This is a genomic window from Azospirillum sp. UENF 312511 (assembly GCF_058780635.1).
This window is the reverse complement of record NZ_JBSNCG010000003.1, coordinates 2952896-2973096: the sequence shown is the minus strand read 5'-3', so window position 1 is coordinate 2973096 and position 20201 is coordinate 2952896. Positions and strand designations below refer to the sequence as shown.

Here is a 20201-nt window from a genome sequence, read left to right as displayed (position 1 = left end):
TCAGCTCTTCGCTTCGTCCACATAGCGCGGGAACACGCCCTGCGGCGTGGGCAGCGGCGTGCCGGCGACCAGCGCCCCGTCCGCTCCCAGCCGGTCGAACCCGCGGGCCTCCGGCCCCTGCGCCAGCTGATCCAGAATCTTCGCCGAGGCTTCCGGAATGATCGGCTGCGTCAGGATGGCGAGGTGGCGGATGGTCTCGGCCAGCACGTACAGCACGGTGGCCATGCGCGCCGGATCGGTCTTCTTCAGCGCCCAGGGCGCCTGTTCGTCCACATAACGGTTGCCGTCGCCGATCACCGCCCAGATGGCGTCCAGCGCCTTGTGGAAGGACTGCGACTGGATCTCCGCCCGGACGATCGGCAGCAGGTTGCGGGCGGCACCGAGCAGAGCGTCGTCGGCCTCCGTGAAGGGGCCCGGCTGCGGCACGGCGGCCCCACAGTTCTTGCCGATCATCGACAGGGAACGCTGCACGAGGTTCCCGTAATCGTTGGCGAGGTTGCCGTTGATCCGCTGCACCATCTGCTTGTGCGAGAAGTCGCCGTCGTTGCCGAAGGGCACCTCGCGCAGCAGGAAATAGCGGGTCTGGTCCAGGCCGTAGGTGTTGACCAGCGTCTCCGGCGCGATGACGTTGCCCAGCGACTTCGACATCTTCTGGCCTTCGATGGTCCACCAGCCATGCGCGAAGACGCGCTTGGGCGGGGCCAGCTTGGCGGCCATCAGGAAAGCCGGCCAATAGACGGCGTGGAAGCGCAGGATGTCCTTGCCGACCATGTGCAGGTTGGCCGGCCAGTATTTGGCGTACTCGCCGCTCTCGTCCGGGAAGCCGACCGCGGTGATGTAGTTGGCCAGGGCGTCCAGCCAGACATACATGATGTGGTCGGGGTTGCCGGGCACCGGAATGCCCCATTTGAAGGTGGTGCGGCTGACCGACAGGTCCTTCAGCCCCGACTTCACGAAGGACATCACCTCGTTGCGCTTGCCGGCGGGGGCGATGAAGTCCGGGTTTTGCTCATAGAATTCCAGCAGGCGGTCCTGCCACGCCGACAGGCGGAAGAAGTAGGACGGCTCCTCCACCCACTCGCACTCGGCGCCGGTCGGAGCGATCTTCTTGCCCGAAGGCGACGTGGTCAGCTCGTCCTCGCCGTAGAAGGCCTCGTCCCGCACCGAGTACCAGCCGGCGTAGCTGCCGAGATAGATCTCGCCGGCCGATTCCAAGCGGCGCCACAGCTCCTGAACCGACGCGATGTGCCGCGGCTCGGTGGTGCGGATGAAGTCGTCGTTGGAGAAGTTCATCAGCGCGACGAGGTCGCGGAAGTTCTTCGACACGCGGTCGGTAAACTCCTGCGGCGCGATTCCGGCGTTCATGGCGGATTTCTCCACCTTCTGGCCGTGCTCGTCGGTGCCGGTGAGGAACTTCACGTCATAGCCGTCCAGCCGCATGAAGCGGGCCAGCACGTCGCAGGCGAGCGTGGTGTACGCGTGCCCGATGTGCGGCACGTCGTTCACGTAATAGATCGGAGTCGTCAGGTAGAAGGTCTTCGACCCGGTCATGGCAGAGGCTCTCCCGAGAATGCGCCGGCCCGGCGCGTTGCCGGCCCGGATGGGCGTGGTGTGTCGTCCGTGTTAAGTAGCAGCCGCTTCCAGCGTCGCCAAGGCGTTCAGGACCACCTGTTTGCGGTCGAGATTGGCGGATTCCGCACGGGCGAAATGGCGTTGGACCTTTTCCCACACCTCCACCCAACGTTCAAGGCCGCGGGCGTTGGCCAGACGGGTCATCAGGGCAGCCTCCCCGGCCACCACCTCCGCCGGCCAGGCGCCGCGGGCCAGCGACCGGACGAAGCGGGCCAGCCACCAGACGAGCAGGTCGGTGGCCGTCTCGTACAGCCCGTCGTCCTGCTTGCGGGTCAGCTTGTCGCCGAAAGCGTGGGCGGCGGTGATGTCCAGCCGCGGCAGGGTGCCGAGCAGGCCGATCAGTTCCCGGTAGAGATCGAGCCCGCCGGCCTCGGCGAGCCCGATGGCCCGCCCGATGCTGCCCTCCGCCAGCCGGGCGAGCGCCGCCCGGTCCTCACCGTCGAGGTCAGGACGATGCTGGGCCAACAGGTTGAGGACCGTTTCCTCAGGAAGCGGTTGAAGCGTCAGCTTGCGGCAGCGGGAGCGGATGGTCGGCAGCATGCCGCCGGGGTTGTCGCTGACCAGAAGCAGCAGGGCGCCCGGCGGCGGCTCTTCCAAAATCTTGAGAATGGCGTTCAAGCCACTGAGATTCATACGGTCCGCGCCGTCGATCACCGCAACGCGCCAGCCGCCCTCGGCGGCGGTCTTGCGCAGGAACGGGCCGATCTTGCGCACGTCGTCCACGGCGATGTCACGCTTCAGCCGGTCGCGCTTCTCGTCGCGTTGGCGCTCCACGGTCAGCAGGTCGGCGTGCCCGCCCGAGGCGACGCGGCGGAAGACCGGGGCGTCCGGGGGCAGCGCCAGCGAGGCGGGCGGCGGCGGTGCGCCGAACAGGCCGGCGTCCGGCGGCTCGAGCCCCTGCGACAGGACGAAGCGGGCGAAGCGGAAGGCCAGCGTCGCCTTGCCGATCCCCGGCGGGCCGCCGATCAACCAGGCGTGCGGCAGGCGCCCGGAGTTCCAGGCGTCGAGCAGCAGGCGCTCGGCGTCGTCATGGCCGGTCAGCTCCGGATTGCGGCGCGGGGCGAGGGCATCCTCCTCCGCGACCGGTTCGGGCGCGCGGGCGCGGCTCACCTCAGGAGGCTCCCAGGCGGCGGGTCACCGTGTCCAGAATGGCCGCCTGGACCGTTTCCACGGGGTGTCCGGCGTCGACGACCACGCAACGCTCCGGTTCCCGTGCGGCGATATCGAGGAAGCCATCGCGCAGGCGGTGGTGAAAGGCGACGTCCATCCGCTCGTAGCGGTCCTCTCCGCCGCGCCGGGCGACGGCACGGGCCAGCCCGTCCTCCACCGGCAGATCGAGGATCAGCGTCAGATCGGGCCGGAAGTCGCCCAGGGCGGTGGTCTGCAGCGTGGCGACCAGATCGCGCCCCAGCCCCAGCCCATAACCCTGATAGGCCATGGTGCTGTCGAAGAAGCGGTCGCAGATGACCCAGTGCCCGGCCTCCAGCGCCGGCCAGACGGTGCGCTCCAGATGGTCGCGGCGGGCGGCGGTGTGCAGCAGCGCCTCGGTCACCGGACCCCAGCGCCCGGTCTCGCCGGACACCAGAAGGCCACGGATCTCCTCGGCCCCCGGCGAACCGCCGGGCTCGCGGGTCAGCACCACCCGCTTCCCCCAACCGATCAGCGCGTCGGCGAGCAGGCGGATCTGGGTGGTCTTGCCCGCCCCTTCACCGCCCTCCAGCGTGATGAACCGCCCGCGCGTCATGGTCTGCTCCCGATGGTGATGAGGCCCGCCGCGTTCCGGACTCCGGCGGTGACGGGCCGGCTTACACCAATCAGCTCGCCCCGAAAATGAGGAACTTCGCCGCCGCCAGGGCGCGGCCGACGAAGCCCAGCTTCTCCACGTCCTGGGCGGCGACCACCGGGAACTCCTTGCCCGGGAAGCCCGGCGCGGAGACGACCACCTTGCCGACCACGTCGCCCTTCTTCACCGGCGCGGCGACCGGGGCGTTGCTGACCAGCGACACCTTCATGCCGCTGCGGTCGGCGCGGGCCATGGTGACCTTCATGTCCTCCGGCACGGTGACCGGCACGCTGTCCTGCGCGCCCAGCCAGAGCGGCACCTGATCGACCGTCTCGCCCGCCTTGAACAGGGCGTAGGTGGCGAATTCGCGGAAGCCCCACTCGATCAGCCGGGCCGATTCGTCGGCGCGGGCCTGCATGTTCGGCAGGCCGTTGACCACCAGGATGAGACGGCGCCCTTCCCGCTCGGCCGAGGCGGTCAGGCCATAGCCGCCGGCCTCGGTGTGGCCGGTCTTCATGCCGTCCACGTCCATGCCGCGGTAGAGCAGCGGGTTGCGGTTGCCCTGGTTGATGCCGTGGTACTTGAACTCCCGGATCGAGTAATAATGGTAGTATTCCGGGAAATCCTTGATCAGATGCTCGGCCAGGATCGCGAGATCGCGGGCGGTCATGTAGTGGTTCGGGTCGGGCCAGCCCGTCGCGTTGGTCAGGTTGGTGTCCTTCAGACCCAACTCGCGGGCGCGCTTGTTCATGCGCTCGGCAAAGGCCGATTCGGAGCCGGCGAGACCTTCGGCGAAGACGATGCAGGCGTCGTTGCCCGACTGCACGATCACACCCTTGATGAGGTCGTCGACCTTGATGTTGTTGTGCAGCTCCACGAACATCTTGGAGCCCTGCATCCGCCACGCGCGCTCCGACACCGGCAGCGTGCTGTCCAGCGTCAGCCGGCCTTCCTTGATCGCGTCGAAGACCATGTACATGGTCATGATCTTGCTCATCGAGGACGGCGCCATGCGCTGATCCGGGCTCTTCTCGAACAGCACGGTGTTCGAGGTGATATCGACCAGGATCGCCTGCTTGGCGATGGTTTCGATGCTGGCGGCGTGAGCCACCGGCCCCACCCCCGCCGCGAACAGCGCGACCGCAAGGCCCATGGCGAAACGGGTGCGGGCAACGCGGGTGCGGACGACAGCGACCATGACAACTCCCTTCGAAACGCGGACTGGACAAGACGTGAAACGGAACGAGGCCCGGTGCCGGGCCAAGCTTGGACTGGGCTCGCGGGTGATCAATCAACCACGATTTTGGCGTCGGTAAGGCCGGCTTGGAGGATCTGGTTCAAAACAGCGTCGGCGGAGTCCACGCTGGCCAGCGGCCCCACCCGCACCCGCTGCAGACGCTGCCGTCCGGCGACCGTCTGGGTGACCTGCGCCTGCTGGCCGAGCGAGGCCAGACGGGCCCGCACGCGGGTGACGTTGTCCGGGCTGCCGAAGGCACCGACCTGCACATAGATCTGCTCGTAGGGCTTCACCGGCAGCTCGGCGACCACCGGGGCCGGAACGAAGCGGCCATCCACCATGTCGCCGGCCACCGTCGTGGGCGGCGGCACCGGGGCACGGGTGACCGCGGCGGGGGTCGGACGGGCGGTGCCGTTGACCTCCACCGAACCGCGCGGGGCGGCTTTCGGCGGCGGGCCGTCCAGTTCCGCCAGCATCGGCGCCGGCGTGCCCTGGCGGGCCGCGGCGGCGACCGCGCGGCTTTCCTCCGCCAGAATCTGCACGCGCACCTTGGCCGTGCCGGTGCCTTCGAACCCAAGCAGTTGCGCACCGCGCCGCGACATGTCGATGATTCGCCCGTTGGCGTAGGGGCCGCGGTCGTTGATGCGAACAACCAACGACCGGCCGTTGTCGAGATTGGTGACGCGCACGAGGCTTGGCATGGGCAAGGTCTTGTGCGCGGCCGTCAGCTCATTTTGGTCGTAAACCTCGCCGTTGGCGGTGACCTTTTGGTGGAATCCCGGACCATACCAAGAGGCGATCCCGGTCTCGCTGTAGGAGTAATCCTCGGCGGGATAATACCAGACGCCGTTGACCTGATAGGGCTTGCCGACCTTGTAGACGCCGCTGCGCGGCAGTCCGGACGAGGATGGCGCGGGCGGCGCTGACGCACAGGCGGCGAGCGTCAGCGCTCCTGCGAGCACGACTGCCCCCCTCAGCATATGCGCGCGTCGCATGGTCCCACCCCGCTAAATCTGGTGGCGCCACTCTAGCCGAGTTACCTCGCCGCGCCAACCGCGCAACACCCCTCAGGAGCCCGCCTGTGCTGCAGTGCGGTCATGGGCGGGCCCCGGAAACAGCGAATCGGTCCGCCCCATCAGGCGGTAGGCGACGAGGCCGATCCATTCGCGGATCGGGTCCTGGAGCGCGTCGATCTGCTTGTCGAATTCGAAGCGGACGAAGGGCCGTCCGCCAAAGCGCGTGCGGTAATCGACCGGATAGGGAATCACCTCCCAGCCGACCTGCCGGAAGATGCCGACCGACCGCGGCATGTGCATGGCCGAGGTCACGAGGACCCAGGTCTCCCCCGGCTTCGGCTTGACGAGCCGCTGGCTGTACAGGGCGTTTTCCCAGGTGTTGCGGGACTCGTTCTCGTAGGTCACGCTGTCCGGGTCGATCCCGACCTGCCGAAGCGCGCCGCGGACGGCGAGATCCTCGCGCAGGTCCAGGGCGTCCTGACCGGCCAGCCGTCCCGAGCCGCCGGTGAACACCGCGTGCGCCTGCGGATAGCGGCGGATCAGTTCGGCGAAACCCAGGATACGCTCCGCCGCGTCGTTGACGGACGGCTCCCCGCGGTCGCGGGTGATCGGCGGGTTCACCGCCCCGCCCAGCATGATGATGCCGTCCACCCGTTCCGGCAGGTCGGGCCGGGGAAAACGCTCCTCCAGCGGCAGCGCGACCCATGAGGCGATCGGCGTGACCATGACGACGACGAAGCCGACGGTGACCGCCACGACCAGCCGCCGCCCCCAATGGGCCAAGCGGCGGGTGAACAGCAGCGCCGTCCCGGCGGTGAGGATCAGCACGAGCAGATTGCCCGGCGAGACCAGGAGCCACAGCAGCTTCGACAGCACGAAGGACAACAGCCGACCTCCCCTTTCGATTTCCAGCGGCTTCTAGATACGGGCGTTCACCATGAATGCCCAGGGGGCGACGGCACGGTAACGAATCCGCCATCAATCCGTAACAGCGGCGTCTTCGGCGGCGCGTAAGGTCCGCGGCGCAACCAAGGATTTACCGCATATGCTGTCGAACATTTCCATCGGCACGCGAATCGCGCTGCTGGTCGCCGCGTCCGTGGTCACCTTGGGCCTGCTGGGCGGGACGGTCACCGTCGGCGCCCAGCGCATGTTCGAGGCGACCGCCGAACTGGACCAGTTCCGCGACGCCTATGAGCACACCGCCGCCATCGAACGCCGGGCCAGCCGTCTGCGCTTCCAGGCGCTGCGTTTCGTGGCCGACCGCGACGAGACGGCGGCCGAGGCCTTCGCGAAGAACGCCGAGGAAGCCTCGCGCCTGCTGGACAATCTCAAGGAACGCGGCGTGGAGCGCCTGCCGCAGGAGGAGTTGGACCATCTGTCGCAGGGCATCGGCACGCTGAAGGAGCGCTTCTCGTCGGTGGTCGCGCGGGCAAAGGAACTGGGTCTGTCCGACGACAGCGGCCTGCGCGGTGTCCTGCGCGCCTCGGCCCGCGCCATCGAGGACGAGCTGAAGCAGTGGCCGAACGCCGACAAGCTGACCGGCCGCATGGAGTCCATGCGGAAGATGGAGAAGGACTTCATTATCTACAGCGACGAATCGCTGCTGTCCGGACACCGCAAGGCCTTCAACGAATTCACCTTCTTCCTCGCCGATTCGGGCCTGGACACGGCGACCCAGACCAGGCTGGAGAAGCAGGCCCGCACCTACCGCACAGACCTCGGCCGGTTCGTGGACGCCACCAAGGCGTTCCGGGCCGAGGTGCAGACCTTCAACGATGCCTTCCAGGCCATGGTGCCGCGCTTCGAAGCCCTGCTGGAGTCGGCCAACGCCGGCATGGCCGGAGCGGTGGAGACTCAGAACCGGGTGCGCGGCGAGGTGATCGCCAACGTGTTCCAGGTCGGCTCCGTCCTGCTGGTCGGCTTTGCGATCATCAGCCTGCTCGTCGCCCGCAGCATCACCCGGCCGCTGCGCCTGATCGAGGGTGTCATGGAGCGGCTGGCCGGCGGCGACCGGACGGCCACCGTTCCGGAGACCGGGCGGCGCGATGAGATCGGCGCAATGGCCCGCGCCGTCAGCGTGTTCAAGGAGAATCTTCAGCGCACGCATGAGCTGGAGCAGGAGTCGCGCCGGGCCGAACGGCGGGCGGAGGAGGAGCGGGAAACCGCGCTGCGCGCCATCGCCCATGACTTCGATTCGGCCTTCGGGCGGGTGCTCCACACGGTCAGCCACGCTGCCGACCAGATCCGCAACGGCGCCCACATCCTGCGCGACACCGCGGAGAAGATGAAGGAACAGGCGCTCGACACGTCGGAGAAGGCGGAGCAGACCTCCGAGGTGGTCGGCATCGTCAACAACGTGTCGCGCACCCTCTCCGCCTCCATCGGTGAGATCGGCGGGCGGGTGACCACCTCCAGCACGGCGATCCGCCGCGCCGTGGATCACGCCCGGCAGAGCGACTCGGCGGTGGCGGCGCTGGCCGACAGCTCGCAGCGGATCGGGGAGATCGTCCGTCTGATCAACGACATCGCCGGGCAGACGAACCTGCTGGCCCTGAACGCCACCATCGAAGCCGCCCGCGCCGGAGAGGCCGGCAAGGGCTTCGCCGTCGTCGCGTCGGAGGTCAAGGTTCTGGCCAACCAGACCGCCAAGGCGACCGAAGACATCGCCGGTCAGGTCGGCGCGATCCAGGAGGCCACGGGCTCCGTCGTCGAGGCGATCCGGGCCATCCGGACCACCGTGGAGGAGGTCGCCCACCTGTCGGAGGACGTGTCCGCCGCCGTGCGCGACCAGCTCGAACAGACCGAGGAGATCGTCGGTGCGGTGGGCCGGGCCAACGACAACACCCACGAGGTGACCGAGAGCGTCAGCACCATGGCGATCACCGCCGCGGAGACCGGCAAGTCGGCCATCGAGATGATCTACTCCGCCGCCCAGCTGGCGGACGAACTCCGGCAGCTCGAAGCCGACGCCGACCGCTTTGTGTCCTCCATCAAGATTTGAGTCCTCAGGCAGTCGGAAACTCTTCAGACAAAGAGAAAGGGCAGGTGCCGAAGCCCCTGCCCTTTCTCGCTTTTTGGGGGTCTGGATGACCGGCCTTACGCAGCCAGCATCTCCAGCGCCTTCTGCAGCTTGTCGCGGGCCTGCTCCGCAGTGTCGCGGCGGTCGCGCTGCTCCTCGATCACCTCTTCCGGCGCCTTGGCGACGAACTGCTCGTTCGACAGCTTGGCGTCGATCTTCTTGATCTCGCCCGATAGCTTCTCGATCTCCTTGGTCAGGCGCGCCCGCTCCTTGTCGAGGTCGACGATGCCTTCCAGCGGCAGGATCAGCGTGGCCTCGTCCAGCACCGCCTGGACAGCGCTCTTCGGCACCGGGCCGGACAGCGGCTCGACGCTGGCCAGACGGCCCATGCGCAGGATCAGGTCACGGTGCGTGTCCAGCCGCTTCAGGCTCTCCTGACCAGCATCCTTCAGCTTCAGCTCGATCTGCGCCGCGGGCGGCACATTCATCTCCGACCGCATGGAGCGGACCGAGGAGATCGCCCGCACCACCCAATCCATCTCGTCGCGGGCGGCCGGGTCGACCAGCTCCGCGCCATGCTCCGGCCAGCGGGCGGAGATCAGGCGGTTCGCCCGGTCGGTGGACAGCTGCTCCCACAGCTCCTCGGTGATGAAGGGCATCAGCGGGTGGAGCATGTGCAGGATCTCGTCCAGCACCCAGGCGGTGGTCGCCCGCGTCTCGGCGATGGCGGCCTCGTCCGAACCGTTCAGGATCGGCTTGGTGAACTCCAGGTACCAGTCGCAGAAGGTGCCCCAGGTGAAGGCATAGGCAGTGTTGGCGGCCTCGTTGAACTTGTAGGCCTCGATGGACTCGCCGACCTTCTTCGCCGCCTCCGCCAGGGCGCCGACGATCCAGCGGTTCACCGTCTGGCTCAGCCCGACCGGCTTGAAGCCGGGGACCGGGGCGACCCCGTTCATCTGAGTGTAGCGCGCGGCGTTCCACAGCTTCGTCGCGAAGTTGCGGTAGCCCTCGACGCGGCTGACCGCCAGCTTGATGTCGCGCCCCTGGGCAGCCATGGCCGTCAGGGTGAAGCGCAGGGCGTCGGTGCCGTACTGGTCGATCAGTTCCAGCGGGTCGATGACGTTGCCCTTGGACTTCGACATCTTCTGGCCCTTCTCATCGCGGACCAAGGCGTGGATGTAGACCGTCCGGAAAGGCACGTCCTTCATGAAATGCAGGCCCATCATCATCATCCGGGCGACCCAGAAGAAGATGATGTCGAAGCCCGTCACCAGGACGTCGGTCGGGTAATAGCGCGCCAGCTCCGGTGTCTCGTCCGGCCAGCCCAGCGTGGAGAAGGGCCACAGGGCCGACGAGAACCAGGTGTCCAGCACGTCCTGGTCGCGGGTCAGCGCCACGTCCTCGCCGTAATGGGCCTTGGCCGCGGCGATGGCTGCCTCCTCGGTCTCCTCGACGAAGAAATGGCCGTCCGGGCCGTACCAGGCGGGGATCTGATGGCCCCACCAGATCTGGCGGCTGATGCACCAGGGCTGGATGTTGCGCATCCATTCGAAATAGGTGTTCTCCCACTGCTTGGGAACGAACACGGTCTTGCCGGTCTCCACGGCCTCGATGGCCGGCTTGGCGAGCGTGGCGGCGTCCACGTACCACTGGTCGGTCAGCCAGGGCTCGATGGCCACGCCGGAGCGGTCGCCGTGCGGCACCATGTGGGTGTGCGGCTCGATCTTCTCCAGCAGGCCCAGCGCCTCCAGCTCGGCCACGACCTTCTTGCGTGCCTCGTAGCGGTCGAGCCCGCGGTAGGCCTCGGGAACCTCGTCGCCGGTGATGCGGGCGTCGCGGTCCATGATGTTGATGGCCGCGAGGTTGTTGCGCCGCCCGACCTCGAAGTCGTTGAAGTCGTGGGCCGGGGTGATCTTCACGGCACCCGAGCCGGTCTCCGGGTCGGCGTACTCGTCGCCGACGATGGGGATCAGGCGGCCGACCAGCGGCAGGACGACGTTCTTGCCGATCAGGTCCTTGTAGCGCTCATCCTCCGGATGCACGGCGACGCCGGTGTCGCCCAGCATGGTTTCCGGGCGCGTGGTGGCGACCACGATGAAGCGGTCCGTCTCGCCTTCAATCGGGTAGCGGAAGTGCCAGAGGTTGCCCTTGATCTCCTTCTGCTCGACCTCGAGGTCGGAGATGGCGGTGTGCAGCTTGGGGTCCCAGTTGACCAGCCGCTTATCCTTGTAGATCAGGCCCTGCTTGTGCAGTTCCACGAACACCTTGCGGACGGCGCGGCTCAGCCCCTCGTCCATGGTGAAGCGCTCACGCGGCCAGTCGGGCGAGGCGCCCAGCCGGCGCAGCTGGCGGGTGATGGTGCCGCCCGATTCTGCCTTCCACTCCCACACCTTGTCGATGAAGGCGTCGCGGCCGAAGTCGTGGCGCGTCTTGCCTTCCTTGGCGAGATTCCGTTCCACAACCATCTGGGTCGCGATGCCGGCGTGGTCGGTGCCCGGCTGCCACAGGGCGTCGCGCCCGCGCATCCGGTTGTAACGGGTCAGAACGTCCTGGAGCGTGAAGGTCAGCGCATGGCCCATGTGCAGGCTGCCGGTCACGTTCGGCGGCGGCATCATGATGGTGTAGGGCTTGCCGTTCGACTCGGTCTTCGCCGCGAACGCGCCCGTCTCTTCCCACAGCCGGTAGTGCTTTTCCTCGACCTCGGCGGGCCGGTACGTCTTTTCCAACATCACCAGGAACTTTCGCTTACGAATTCAAACGGAATGCGTGGCGGGCGTGACGCCGCTCAGAATTTCTGGGAGCGCCGGATCATCCGGTCGATTTCCTGCTGCACCAGCCGTTCGACGATGGTCGGCAGATTCTCGTCCAGCCACTCCTTCAGCAGCGGCTTCAACAGCTCGCGGACGACTTCTTCCACGGTGCGGACGCCGACGGGCATCGGGCCGATGGACAGGTCGTCACCGAGCTGGCGCGCCAGATGCGTGAAATGGTGGGACGATTCCTCGGCCACCCGGCGGGAGATCAGCCCGTCGTCGAGACCCGACGCACGGATGCGCGGCCGCGGCGGGGGCGGTTCGTCGTCATCGAAATCGTCGAAGGCCGGTGCCGGACGCTTCGCGGCGGGGCGCGGCGGCGGAGGCGGCGGTTCGGGGTCCGGCGCGTGATACGCCGGCTCCGGGTCGGCCATGCCACCGAAGGCCGGCTCGTCGCGCCACGGATCGGGCTCCGGTTCGTCGGGCTCGTCCCTCCCCTCGTCCTGGAGCATTTGCGTGAGTTCCAGAACGTCATCGTCGTCATCCTCCATGGGGGGAGGCGGCGGGGGCGGCGGGGGCGGTGGCGGAGGGGGTGGTGGAGGCGGCGGAGGGGGCGCCGCTTCCGCCTTCGCGGGTTCGCCGTCCTCCGAGATGATGCGGCGGATGGAGGCGAGGATCTCCTCCATCGACGGTTCTTGCTGGCCTTTATCGCTCATCGTGGCAAACCCGGGGACGTCATCCTGACGCGGACACTAGGGCAGGACTGGGTAAAAAGCCACCAGACAAAAACGGCCCGCCGAAGCGGGCCGTTTCGATCATCCGGGAACGATCACCCAGGAAGGGGCATTCAAGTGCGATCACTCCGGCACGCCGGTTCCGATCCACTTGTTGCGCACCTGCTTGTAGTGTGTATCAGCATCGTAATACTGGACCGGCAGGTTGAGCTGCCGCGCCGTCAACTGGCCGATGGCGCCCAAGACCGTGAAGGCCTGGACCATCTCCGTCCGCTGAGCGCGGACGAGGTTGACGCGGGCGTTCAGCAGTTCCTGCTCCTGGTTCAGCACGTCGAGCACGGTGCGCGAACCGACCTGGGCTTCCTGCCGCACGCCTTCCAGCGCAATTTCGGCGGCCCGGATCTGGGAGTTGTAGGACTCGATGCTCGCCCGGGCGGCCTGCAGCCCCTGCCACGCGCTGATCGCCGCCTCGACCGCCTGACGGCGGGTGTCGTCGATCTGCAGGCGGGCCTGATTCGCCGTGTGCTTCGCCTCGCGGGTCAGCGCTTCCGGCAGGCCGGCCTGATAGAGCGGGATGGTGATCTGCGCGGTGAGCTGCAAGCCATCCTGCCGCTTGATCTCTAGGCCCGACGAACTGCCGGCGTCGATGGTGCGGGTCCCCTGCGCCGACAGGTTGGCCGACGGCAGCAGGCGGCCGAACTGCTGGTCCACCGCCTCGCGCTGCGCTGCCTCGGTGTAGGTGGCCGACAGCACCGACGGGTTGTTGGAACGGGCCATCTCGACGACTTCGTCGAGCGTCCCCGGCAGCTTGAACTTCGGCTTCGGCGCCTTCAACTTGCCCGGCATCGAGCCGACGACGCGCTCGTAGGTCGCGCGTGACGCCTGGAGCGTGCCATCGGCGGAGATGCGGGCGGCGATAGAGGCGGCCAGGCGCGATTCCGACTGGCTGACGTCGGTGCGGGTGTATTCGCCGACGCGGAAGCGGTCGCGGGCGGCGTCAAGCTGACGGCGCAGGACCTGCTCGTTGTTGGCCTGGAGTTCCAGCACCGCCTGGTTCTGCACGACGTCCAGATAGGCCGCCGCGGCGTTCAGCAGGATCTGCTGCTCGTTGGCGAGCACGGTGGCGCGCTGGGCTTCGACGGTGCGCTCGGCGCGGCGGACGGCCGGACCTACGGTCGCGTCGTAGAGCGGCTGGGTGGCGGAGATGCCGACGCTTTTGGCGTTGTTTTCCGACTCGAATTCCGTGGTTTGACCGGTTCTAAGATCCCGGCCGTTGCTGTTGCTGGCGCTGCGGGTGACACCCGCGGTCGCCCGCACCGTCGGCCGGTAGCCGGACAGGGCCTGCGGAACGCTCTCGTCCACGGCGCGCTGACGGGCGCGCTGGGCGGCGAGCGCCGGGTTGTTGGAATAGGCCTGCGCTAGCGCGTCTTCGAGGGATTGGGCCGACGCAGTGTCGATGCCCCCGACGAAGGCAACCCCCAGCGTGAGGGCGGTCGCCATCAAATGGCGCGCGAAACGGCTTCGCACAGTCATGTTCAGTAGACCTTCATGTTCGGGTCGATTCGGCGCGCCCAGGCATCCACCCCGCCATTCAGATTGGTGGCTCGGGAAAATCCCTGGGAACGCAACCACATGGTCACCTGCGCGCTGCGCCCGCCGTGGTGGCAGACGACCACGATGTCGCGGTCCCGCGGCAACTCCCCGACGCGGGCGGGCAACGCCCCCATCGGGATGTGGAGGCTGTCGGGAAGGGCGCAGATGGCCACTTCCCCCGGTTCCCGCACATCAAGGACCAGCGGATCGCCGCCGGATGTCCGGATGCGGTCGAGGTCCTCGACGTCCATGTCAAACGGCGCCGGCATGCCTTGATTCTCCGCTGCGGGCCGCAGGACCGCGGCCGGTGAAAGGCAAGGTGACAGGCTGATGGGACAGGTCGAAAGGAGCCGGAGCCCCTGGTGTCACTCACTCAGAAATCAGAATACAAACTTCGGCTTGGCTTCGAAACCGGGCAGCGGGTGCGTGTGCGCCTCGAACAGCGTGCGGGCCGAAGCGACCCCGCCGCTGCGCTGATACAGCTTCACTTCACCGACCCCACGGTCGCCCATGACGGCGGTAACCAGGCGCCCGCCCTCGGCCAACTGGGCCAGGATGCCGTCCGGCACCTCCGACACCAGGCCTTCGATCACGATCACGTCGTAAGGGGCCTGCTGCGGATAGCCCTCGGCCAGGGGCGCCGAGATGATGACGGCGTTGTCGGCACCGACGGCGGTCAGCGACTCCGTGGCCTGCCGGGCCAGTTCGTCGTCGGACTCGATGCCGACGACGGTTGCGGCGAGGCGGGCCAGCACGGCGGTCGAGTAGCCGGAGCCGCTGCCGATGTCGAGCACGACGTCGGTCTCGTCGATGCCCACTTCCTGGAGCATGCGGGCGAAGACCATCGGCTCCATCAGATAGCGGCCTTTGCCGATGGCGAGGTCCTCGTCCACATAGGCGATGCCGCGCGCCGCCTTCGGCACGAATTGTTCGCGGGGAATGTCGAGCATGGCATCGACCAGACGCTGGTCGGTCACCTTGTTCGGTCGGATCTGCCCTTCGACCATGTTGAGGCGGGCGGCGGCGTATTCGGACATGGCGGTCGCTTACAATCTGGTGGACGGAGCGCGGCGCCAAGCCGTGGTTCGCGGCCTCGCTGCCTCGTCGCGTATATATCTTCAAAGTCTCACGAACACAACGCCGCACCGGATCATCGAGAAAACGCGACGAAGGCGCTTGACCACCCTCATGAACAGCAGTATACGTCCGCTCCCACGCCGCGGCGCTCCCGCTAGGGGGTGCCGGACGCAAGGATGGCGCGGTGGCAGAGTGGTGATGCAGCGGACTGCAAATCCGTGTACGTGGGTTCGATTCCCGCCCGTGCCTCCATCCTTGATCCGGCTGAAAGATCAGCAAAATCAATGCGTTCGACAAGCATCGCGCCTGAACGGCCCGGTGCTTTTCCGCGTTTTCGCGTTCCGTGGACCCTGCCCTCTGCCCTGCTCGATCGGTCGTTTTTTTTGCGATCAAAAGACTTGGCAAGCGTCGGAGGGTCCGCTATATAGCCGCCCACGCCGGACGTTGCGCCTCGCAAGGCCGGCCAGACTGATCCCGGTTAGCTCAGTCGGTAGAGCAGCGGACTGTTAATCCGCGTGTCGCTGGTTCGAAGTCCAGCACCGGGAGCCACTTCGATGAAAAGGCCGAGTCCCTCGTGGGCTCGGCCTTTTCTCATAGCGGAATTCTTCTCCACCGCTTCCGGCATCATCCGAAGGAACGAGCGTTCCGACCGAAGGCCCGATGCCGCCGCGCCTCTCCCGGCGTTACAATCCCACCGGATGCCCTTCGAGTCGGGATTGCGCCTGTTCAGCGGTGGAGGCGACCCATGACCCTACTCCCTCTCAACTTCCGGCCCCTTACGTCCAAGGGTGGCACTCCACGGCCCAACGGCCGGCAGGAGGACAGTGGCTGGGTTGGCGCGGTGGCGATCATCGTCCTGTCCATGGCGGTGGCCATCGCCCTGCTCGGCGTTGATTGGCACCGCATGCTGGTCCCCGGCGACGCGGTGCTGCCGGAAAACCAGCGCTCCATGGTGGTCGCACCGATGCCGCGCTGAACCGGGACGCCTGATGGCCCGACGATCGGTCGGACCATCCTCCGCGGCTGGTCTATCGCGGTTGCGGGTCGTCGTAGATCAGGCGGTTGTCCGCGGCCTCGCCTGCAGGGTCACCGATGTCGCGTTTCCATTCGCCGCACCAGTCTGTGGACAGGGTGATCGGAAAGCGCCCTTCGGTGTCGCGCGGGGTCACCTGCGGCGGAAAACGGCGGCACAAGCCCTTCGGTCCCCTCTGGCGGATGCCCTGCCCTTCCCAGAACAGACAGGTGTAGCAGTTGTCGATTCGCTTCATCGTGGGGACGCGCTCCTTGCTTCAACAGCGGCGTCCCGGCCCGACGACCCGGCCCGGGAGCGGCGGCAGTGTCGGTCAGCCGCCCCCTCCGCGTCGATGAAGAAATGCGCGCCGGTGTCGGCGGGGGCGCGTCACTCGTGCCGTGGCTTGCCTTTGCGCATGTCGTCGGAGTGCTGGACGTAGAAGGCCTTGATTTCGGCATCCAGTTCGAGCTTCCGGCGTTCGCCGGACGAACCGGCGGGTTCGTCGGCGAGACGTTGGAACTCCGCCACCGCCTGTTCGAGTTCGCGTTCGCTGTTGATCGGCATCGGTCCCGTCCTTCGTCGTGTCGTTGCTGCGGGTAACGTTGCCGGCGGGCGGAGGTTTCATGACCCGGACAAGTCCGCCCCCGTCGAATCAGGGAACCCCTTGATGGACGCGTGCTGGCGCTCATGTTTAATCCGGGGTTCGAGCAATCCGGCGTCCCGCCCGAACTCGACTCCGGCAAGGGAGGGAAGCATGACGGGTCGCTGGCGCCGCATCCCCTGGACGATAACCTGCTTTGCGACCTGCCTTGCAGCCTTCCTTTCAGTGATTGTCCCCGTCACCGCGACACGGGCGGACCAGCTCGACGCGGCGAAGCTGTCGGGCGCCCTCGTCCGCATCTCCGCCACCATTCTTCCCGACAGCCAGAGCGCCCGCTCGCTCGGCACGGAGCGCGAGGGGACCGGAGTCGTCATCGACGGGTCCGGGCTGATCCTCACCATCGGCTACACGATCCTGGAGGCGTCGCAGCTCCAGGTCACCACCGGCGAGGGGCGCGGCTATCCCGCGGAGTTCGTGGCCTACGATCAGGCCAGCGGATTCGGGCTGCTGCGCGCCGGCATGGGCTTCAGCGCCGCGCCCGTCCGGCTCGGTGACTCCGACGCGATCAAGGAAGGGGAGCGCGCCATGGTGCTCACCCGCCAGGGATCCACCGGGGTGCAACCGGTGCTGATCGCAGCGAAACGCGAGTTCGCCGGCTATTGGGAGTATCTGCTGGACGAGGCGATCTTCACCACCCCGCCGATCATGGGCTTCAACGGCGCCGCCCTGATCGACCGCAAGGGCGAACTGGTCGGGATCGGCTCGCTGATCGTGCGCGACGCGGTGCCGGCCCATGGCGGCATCCCTGGCAACATGTTCGTTCCGGTCTCCGCGCTAAAGCCGATCCTGGCCGATCTCCTGGCCTTCGGACGGCGGCAGGAGCCGGCGCGCCCCTGGCTGGGCGTCACGCTGCGCGAGGAACAGGGCCGCCTGATGGTCGAACGGGTCACCCCGCAGAGCCCGGCCGCGACCGTGGGAATCCAGCCGGGCGACATGATCGTCGGGGTCGCCGGCCAGCGGCCGAAGGGGCTGGCGGATTTCTACCGCAAGGTCTGGGGTCTCGGGCCGGCCGGCGTTACCGTGCCGCTGGAACTCCTGCGCGGTCCCAAGCTGGAGCCGGTCGCCGTCCCCTCCGCCGACCGCTACAGCACGCTGAAGCTGAACCCGACCTTCTGAGAGACCCTTTGGCCGCCTCGCCCCGGACCGGCGGATGCGCTACATCCTTGGACCGTGCTCGCCCAAGCCAAGGAGTCCCCGCCCGTGGATCACCCGGACATCGAGATCCAAGAAAAGAAGAGAGCCTACAACGGCTATCTGAAGGTCGACGTCTACCGCCTGCGCCACAGGAAGTTCGACGGCTCCTGGACCGGTGTCCTGCCGCCGCGCGAGGTCTGCGTGCGCGGTCAGGCCGTCGGCATCCTGCTCTACGATCCGGACCGCGACAGCGTCGTTCTGATCGAGCAGTTCCGGGTCGGCGCCGCCTCCACCGGTGGGCAGGCGTGGCTGACGGAGATCGTCGCCGGCCTGTTGGACGAAGGCGAGACACCGGAGGAGGTCGCACGGCGCGAGGCCACGGAAGAGGCTGGCTGCACCGTTCGGGACGTTGAGATGATCTGCGACTATTATCCCAGCCCCGGCGCCTTCGACGAGCATGTCACCGTCTTCTGCGGCAGCGTGGACAGCCGGGGACTCGCGGAAACGGGCGGGCTGGCGGAAGAGCATGAGGACATCCGCATCATGGTCGTGCCGGCCGACGAGGCGATTTGTCTGCTCGACGAGAACCGGCTGAACAATTCCATCGCCATCATCGCGCTGGGCTGGTTCGCGCGGAACCGCGACCGGTTGCGCAGTCAGTGGCGTGGGAAATAGAGGACGTTGAGAAACAGAAAGAACGATTCGATCTCGTTCAATGCTGCATTTCACAAGCCGACCTTGAATTCCCTGGTGCGCAATCCGATAGTGTTGCCCGGTTCATCATTCGATTCGGGAGACAGTTCGTGGACATCCGCACCGGCTTCATCGGCTCCATCGGCAACACGCCGCTGATTCGGCTGGAAGGGCCGTCGAAGGCCACGGGATGCGAGATCCTGGGCAAGGCGGAGTTCCTCAACCCCGGCGGCTCGGTGAAGGACCGCGCGGCCCTGGCCATCGTCCGCGACGCCGAACGCCGGGGCCTGCTGCGCCCCGGCGGCACCATCGTCGAAGGCACGGCGGGCAACACCGGCATCGGGCTGGCGCTGGTCGGCAACGCGCTCGGCTACCGCACGGTCATCGTGATGCCGGAGACGCAGAGCCAGGAGAAGAAGGACATGCTGCGCCTCGTCGGCGCCGACCTTCGTCTGGTGCCGGCGGTGCCCTACTCCAACCCCGACAACTACGTCCGCTATTCCGGCCGGCTGGCCGAGGAACTGGCGAAGACCGAGCCGAACGGCGCCGTCTGGGCCAACCAGTTCGACAATGTGGCGAACCGCGAGGGCCACCGCCTGACCACCGGTCCGGAAATCTGGACCCAGACCGAGGGGCGGATCGACGCCTTCACCTGCGCGGTGGGCAGCGGCGGCACGCTGGCCGGCGTCGGGCTGGCTCTGAAGGAGCGCAACCCGGATGTCCGCATCGTTCTGGCCGACCCGATGGGCGCCTCCCTCTACCATCACTACGCCCATGGGACGCTGAAGGCCGAGGGCAGCTCGATCACCGAAGGCATCGGCCAAGGCCGCATCACCGCCAACCTGGAGGGCGCTCCGGTCGATCAGGCGCTGCAGATTACCGACGAGGAAGCCCTGCCGGTCATCTTTGACCTGATCAAGTCGCAGGGCCTGGTTCTGGGCGGCTCGTCGGGCATCAACGTCGCGGCGGCCATCCGCATCGCCAAGGAGATGGGGCCGGGTCACACCGTCGTGACGATTCTCTGCGACGGAGGGCAGCGCTACCAATCGAAGCTCTTCAATCCGGAGTTCCTGCGTGAGAAGAATCTGCCCGTGCCCGATTGGCTGGATTCGTAAACGCACCTGAGGTCTCATGGAGCTGATCTTCCGCGAGGACGCCTACGCCACCTCCTGCACCGCCACCGTGACATCCGCGGACGAGCGGGGCATCCGACTGGACCGGACGGTCTTCTACCCCAACGGCGGCGGCCAGCCCGGCGACACCGGGCTGCTGCGTGTCGCCGGCGCCACGCTGCGCATCGTCGACACGGTGAAGGGCGACGGGCCGGACGACGTCCTTCATGTGCCCGAGCCCGGTGCGGCCCTGCCCGCCCCCGGCACCCCGGTGGAGGCCGAGATCGACTGGGACCGCAGGCACCGCCACATGCGGATGCACACGGCGCTGCACCTCGTCTGCGCGGTCCTACCCGGCGCCTCGATCACCGGCGCCCAGGTCGGGGCGGAGCGCAGCCGGGTCGACTTCAACGTGCCGACCGAGGGGCTCGACAAGGAAGCCATCGCGGCGGCCCTGAATCGGTTGGTCGCTGCGGACACGCCGGTCGGCTCGCTGTGGATCACCGACGAGGAGCTGGACGCCAACCCCGAGCTGATCCGCACCCTGACGGTCAAGCCGCCGCGCGGCCATGGCCGCGTCCGGCTGGTGGACATCGCCGGGGTTGACCGCCAGCCCTGCGGCGGTACCCATGTGAAGCGGCTGGGCGAGATCGGCGGGCTCGATGTCGTGAAGATCGAGAACAAGGGCAAGCAGAACCGGCGCGTGATCGTCGCACTGCGCGATTGAACGGGGAGGACATCG

General features: G+C 67.5%; 19 protein-coding genes and 2 tRNA genes. 8 read left to right on the top strand and 13 right to left on the bottom strand.

The genetic code is table 11. From position 1 onward, the window contains the following. The 6 genes from metG to ACWPN7_RS25530 all read right to left on the bottom strand — a co-directional run bounded on the left by metG (window position 1) and on the right by ACWPN7_RS25530 (window position 6544). Window positions 1–1551, bottom strand: coding sequence for a methionine--tRNA ligase (metG, locus tag ACWPN7_RS25555; RefSeq protein WP_038527831.1), 1551 nt, complete (start codon window positions 1549–1551; stop codon window positions 1–3). Window positions 1552–1623: 72 nt separating this feature from the next. Next, window positions 1624–2742 carry a DNA polymerase III subunit delta' gene (locus ACWPN7_RS25550; protein WP_200475326.1) on the bottom strand — a complete coding sequence of 373 codons (1119 nt, stop codon included), beginning with the start codon at window positions 2740–2742 and terminating at the stop codon, window positions 1624–1626. Window position 2743: 1 nt separating this feature from the next. Next, on the bottom strand, window positions 2744–3376 hold the full coding sequence (gene tmk / locus ACWPN7_RS25545; RefSeq protein ID WP_459196599.1) for a dTMP kinase: 633 nt from the start codon (window positions 3374–3376) through the stop codon (window positions 2744–2746). Window positions 3377–3446: 70 nt separating this feature from the next. Further along, entirely contained in the window at window positions 3447–4613 is a 1167-nt protein-coding gene (locus tag ACWPN7_RS25540; protein ID WP_201043791.1) for a D-alanyl-D-alanine carboxypeptidase family protein, read from the bottom strand. Between the two features lie 89 nt (window positions 4614–4702). After that, the gene (locus tag ACWPN7_RS25535) at window positions 4703–5614 is read right to left on the bottom strand and encodes a septal ring lytic transglycosylase RlpA family protein (RefSeq protein ID WP_247881639.1); all 912 of its coding nucleotides are present in this window, start codon (window positions 5612–5614) and stop codon (window positions 4703–4705) included. 105 nt (window positions 5615–5719) lie between these two features. Next, entirely contained in the window at window positions 5720–6544 is an 825-nt protein-coding gene (locus ACWPN7_RS25530; protein WP_247881649.1) for a YdcF family protein, read from the bottom strand. Window positions 6545–6713: 169 nt separating this feature from the next. Here ACWPN7_RS25530 and ACWPN7_RS25525 point away from each other — a divergent pair, with 169 nt between their 5' ends. Continuing rightward, complete coding sequence (locus ACWPN7_RS25525; RefSeq protein ID WP_349619893.1) at window positions 6714–8672, top strand: methyl-accepting chemotaxis protein; 1959 nt, start codon at window positions 6714–6716, stop codon at window positions 8670–8672. 95 nt (window positions 8673–8767) lie between these two features. Here ACWPN7_RS25525 and ACWPN7_RS25520 read toward each other — a convergent pair whose 3' ends face one another. From ACWPN7_RS25520 to ACWPN7_RS25500, 5 genes are all read right to left on the bottom strand, one after another. After that, on the bottom strand, window positions 8768–11419 hold the full coding sequence (locus ACWPN7_RS25520) for a valine--tRNA ligase (RefSeq protein ID WP_459196597.1): 2652 nt from the start codon (window positions 11417–11419) through the stop codon (window positions 8768–8770). Window positions 11420–11475: 56 nt separating this feature from the next. Further along, window positions 11476–12159 carry a DUF2497 domain-containing protein gene (locus ACWPN7_RS25515; protein ID WP_137114491.1) on the bottom strand — a complete coding sequence of 228 codons (684 nt, stop codon included), beginning with the start codon at window positions 12157–12159 and terminating at the stop codon, window positions 11476–11478. Between the two features lie 141 nt (window positions 12160–12300). Next, the gene (locus tag ACWPN7_RS25510) at window positions 12301–13710 is read right to left on the bottom strand and encodes a TolC family outer membrane protein (protein ID WP_459196596.1); all 1410 of its coding nucleotides are present in this window, start codon (window positions 13708–13710) and stop codon (window positions 12301–12303) included. Window positions 13711–13712: 2 nt separating this feature from the next. Next, window positions 13713–14039, bottom strand: coding sequence for a rhodanese-like domain-containing protein (locus ACWPN7_RS25505; RefSeq protein WP_014240448.1), 327 nt, complete (start codon window positions 14037–14039; stop codon window positions 13713–13715). Window positions 14040–14150: 111 nt separating this feature from the next. Next, a complete protein-coding gene (locus tag ACWPN7_RS25500; protein WP_200474470.1) occupies window positions 14151–14807 on the bottom strand; it encodes a protein-L-isoaspartate O-methyltransferase family protein in 657 nt (218 codons plus the stop codon). Between the two features lie 218 nt (window positions 14808–15025). Between ACWPN7_RS25500 and ACWPN7_RS25495 the strand changes: the two genes are divergently transcribed. From ACWPN7_RS25495 to ACWPN7_RS25485, 3 genes are all read left to right on the top strand, one after another. Next, window positions 15026–15099 (top strand) — tRNA-Cys (locus ACWPN7_RS25495). A gap of 220 nt (window positions 15100–15319) precedes the next feature. Then, window positions 15320–15396 (top strand) — tRNA-Asn (locus tag ACWPN7_RS25490). Window positions 15397–15592: 196 nt separating this feature from the next. Continuing rightward, window positions 15593–15823 carry a hypothetical protein gene (locus tag ACWPN7_RS25485; protein ID WP_137102931.1) on the top strand — a complete coding sequence of 77 codons (231 nt, stop codon included), beginning with the start codon at window positions 15593–15595 and terminating at the stop codon, window positions 15821–15823. A gap of 52 nt (window positions 15824–15875) precedes the next feature. On the opposite strand, the gene ACWPN7_RS25480 is transcribed toward ACWPN7_RS25485, so the two are convergent. Together ACWPN7_RS25480 and ACWPN7_RS25475 are read right to left on the bottom strand one after the other, a co-directional pair. After that, entirely contained in the window at window positions 15876–16115 is a 240-nt protein-coding gene (locus ACWPN7_RS25480; RefSeq protein WP_014240444.1) for a hypothetical protein, read from the bottom strand. A gap of 131 nt (window positions 16116–16246) precedes the next feature. Then, on the bottom strand, window positions 16247–16423 hold the full coding sequence (locus ACWPN7_RS25475; protein WP_175429608.1) for a hypothetical protein: 177 nt from the start codon (window positions 16421–16423) through the stop codon (window positions 16247–16249). Window positions 16424–16613: 190 nt separating this feature from the next. Between ACWPN7_RS25475 and ACWPN7_RS25470 the strand changes: the two genes are divergently transcribed. The 4 genes from ACWPN7_RS25470 to ACWPN7_RS25455 all read left to right on the top strand — a co-directional run bounded on the left by ACWPN7_RS25470 (window position 16614) and on the right by ACWPN7_RS25455 (window position 20186). After that, window positions 16614–17636, top strand: coding sequence for a S1C family serine protease (locus ACWPN7_RS25470; protein ID WP_451992009.1), 1023 nt, complete (start codon window positions 16614–16616; stop codon window positions 17634–17636). Window positions 17637–17720: 84 nt separating this feature from the next. Further along, on the top strand, window positions 17721–18329 hold the full coding sequence (locus ACWPN7_RS25465; RefSeq protein WP_451992011.1) for an NUDIX domain-containing protein: 609 nt from the start codon (window positions 17721–17723) through the stop codon (window positions 18327–18329). A gap of 128 nt (window positions 18330–18457) precedes the next feature. After that, window positions 18458–19462 carry a cysteine synthase A gene (locus ACWPN7_RS25460; protein WP_200474472.1) on the top strand — a complete coding sequence of 335 codons (1005 nt, stop codon included), beginning with the start codon at window positions 18458–18460 and terminating at the stop codon, window positions 19460–19462. A 16-nt stretch (window positions 19463–19478) separates the two neighbouring features. Beyond that, complete coding sequence (locus ACWPN7_RS25455) at window positions 19479–20186, top strand: alanyl-tRNA editing protein (protein WP_149648733.1); 708 nt, start codon at window positions 19479–19481, stop codon at window positions 20184–20186. The last annotated feature ends 15 nt before the right edge of the window (window positions 20187–20201 follow it).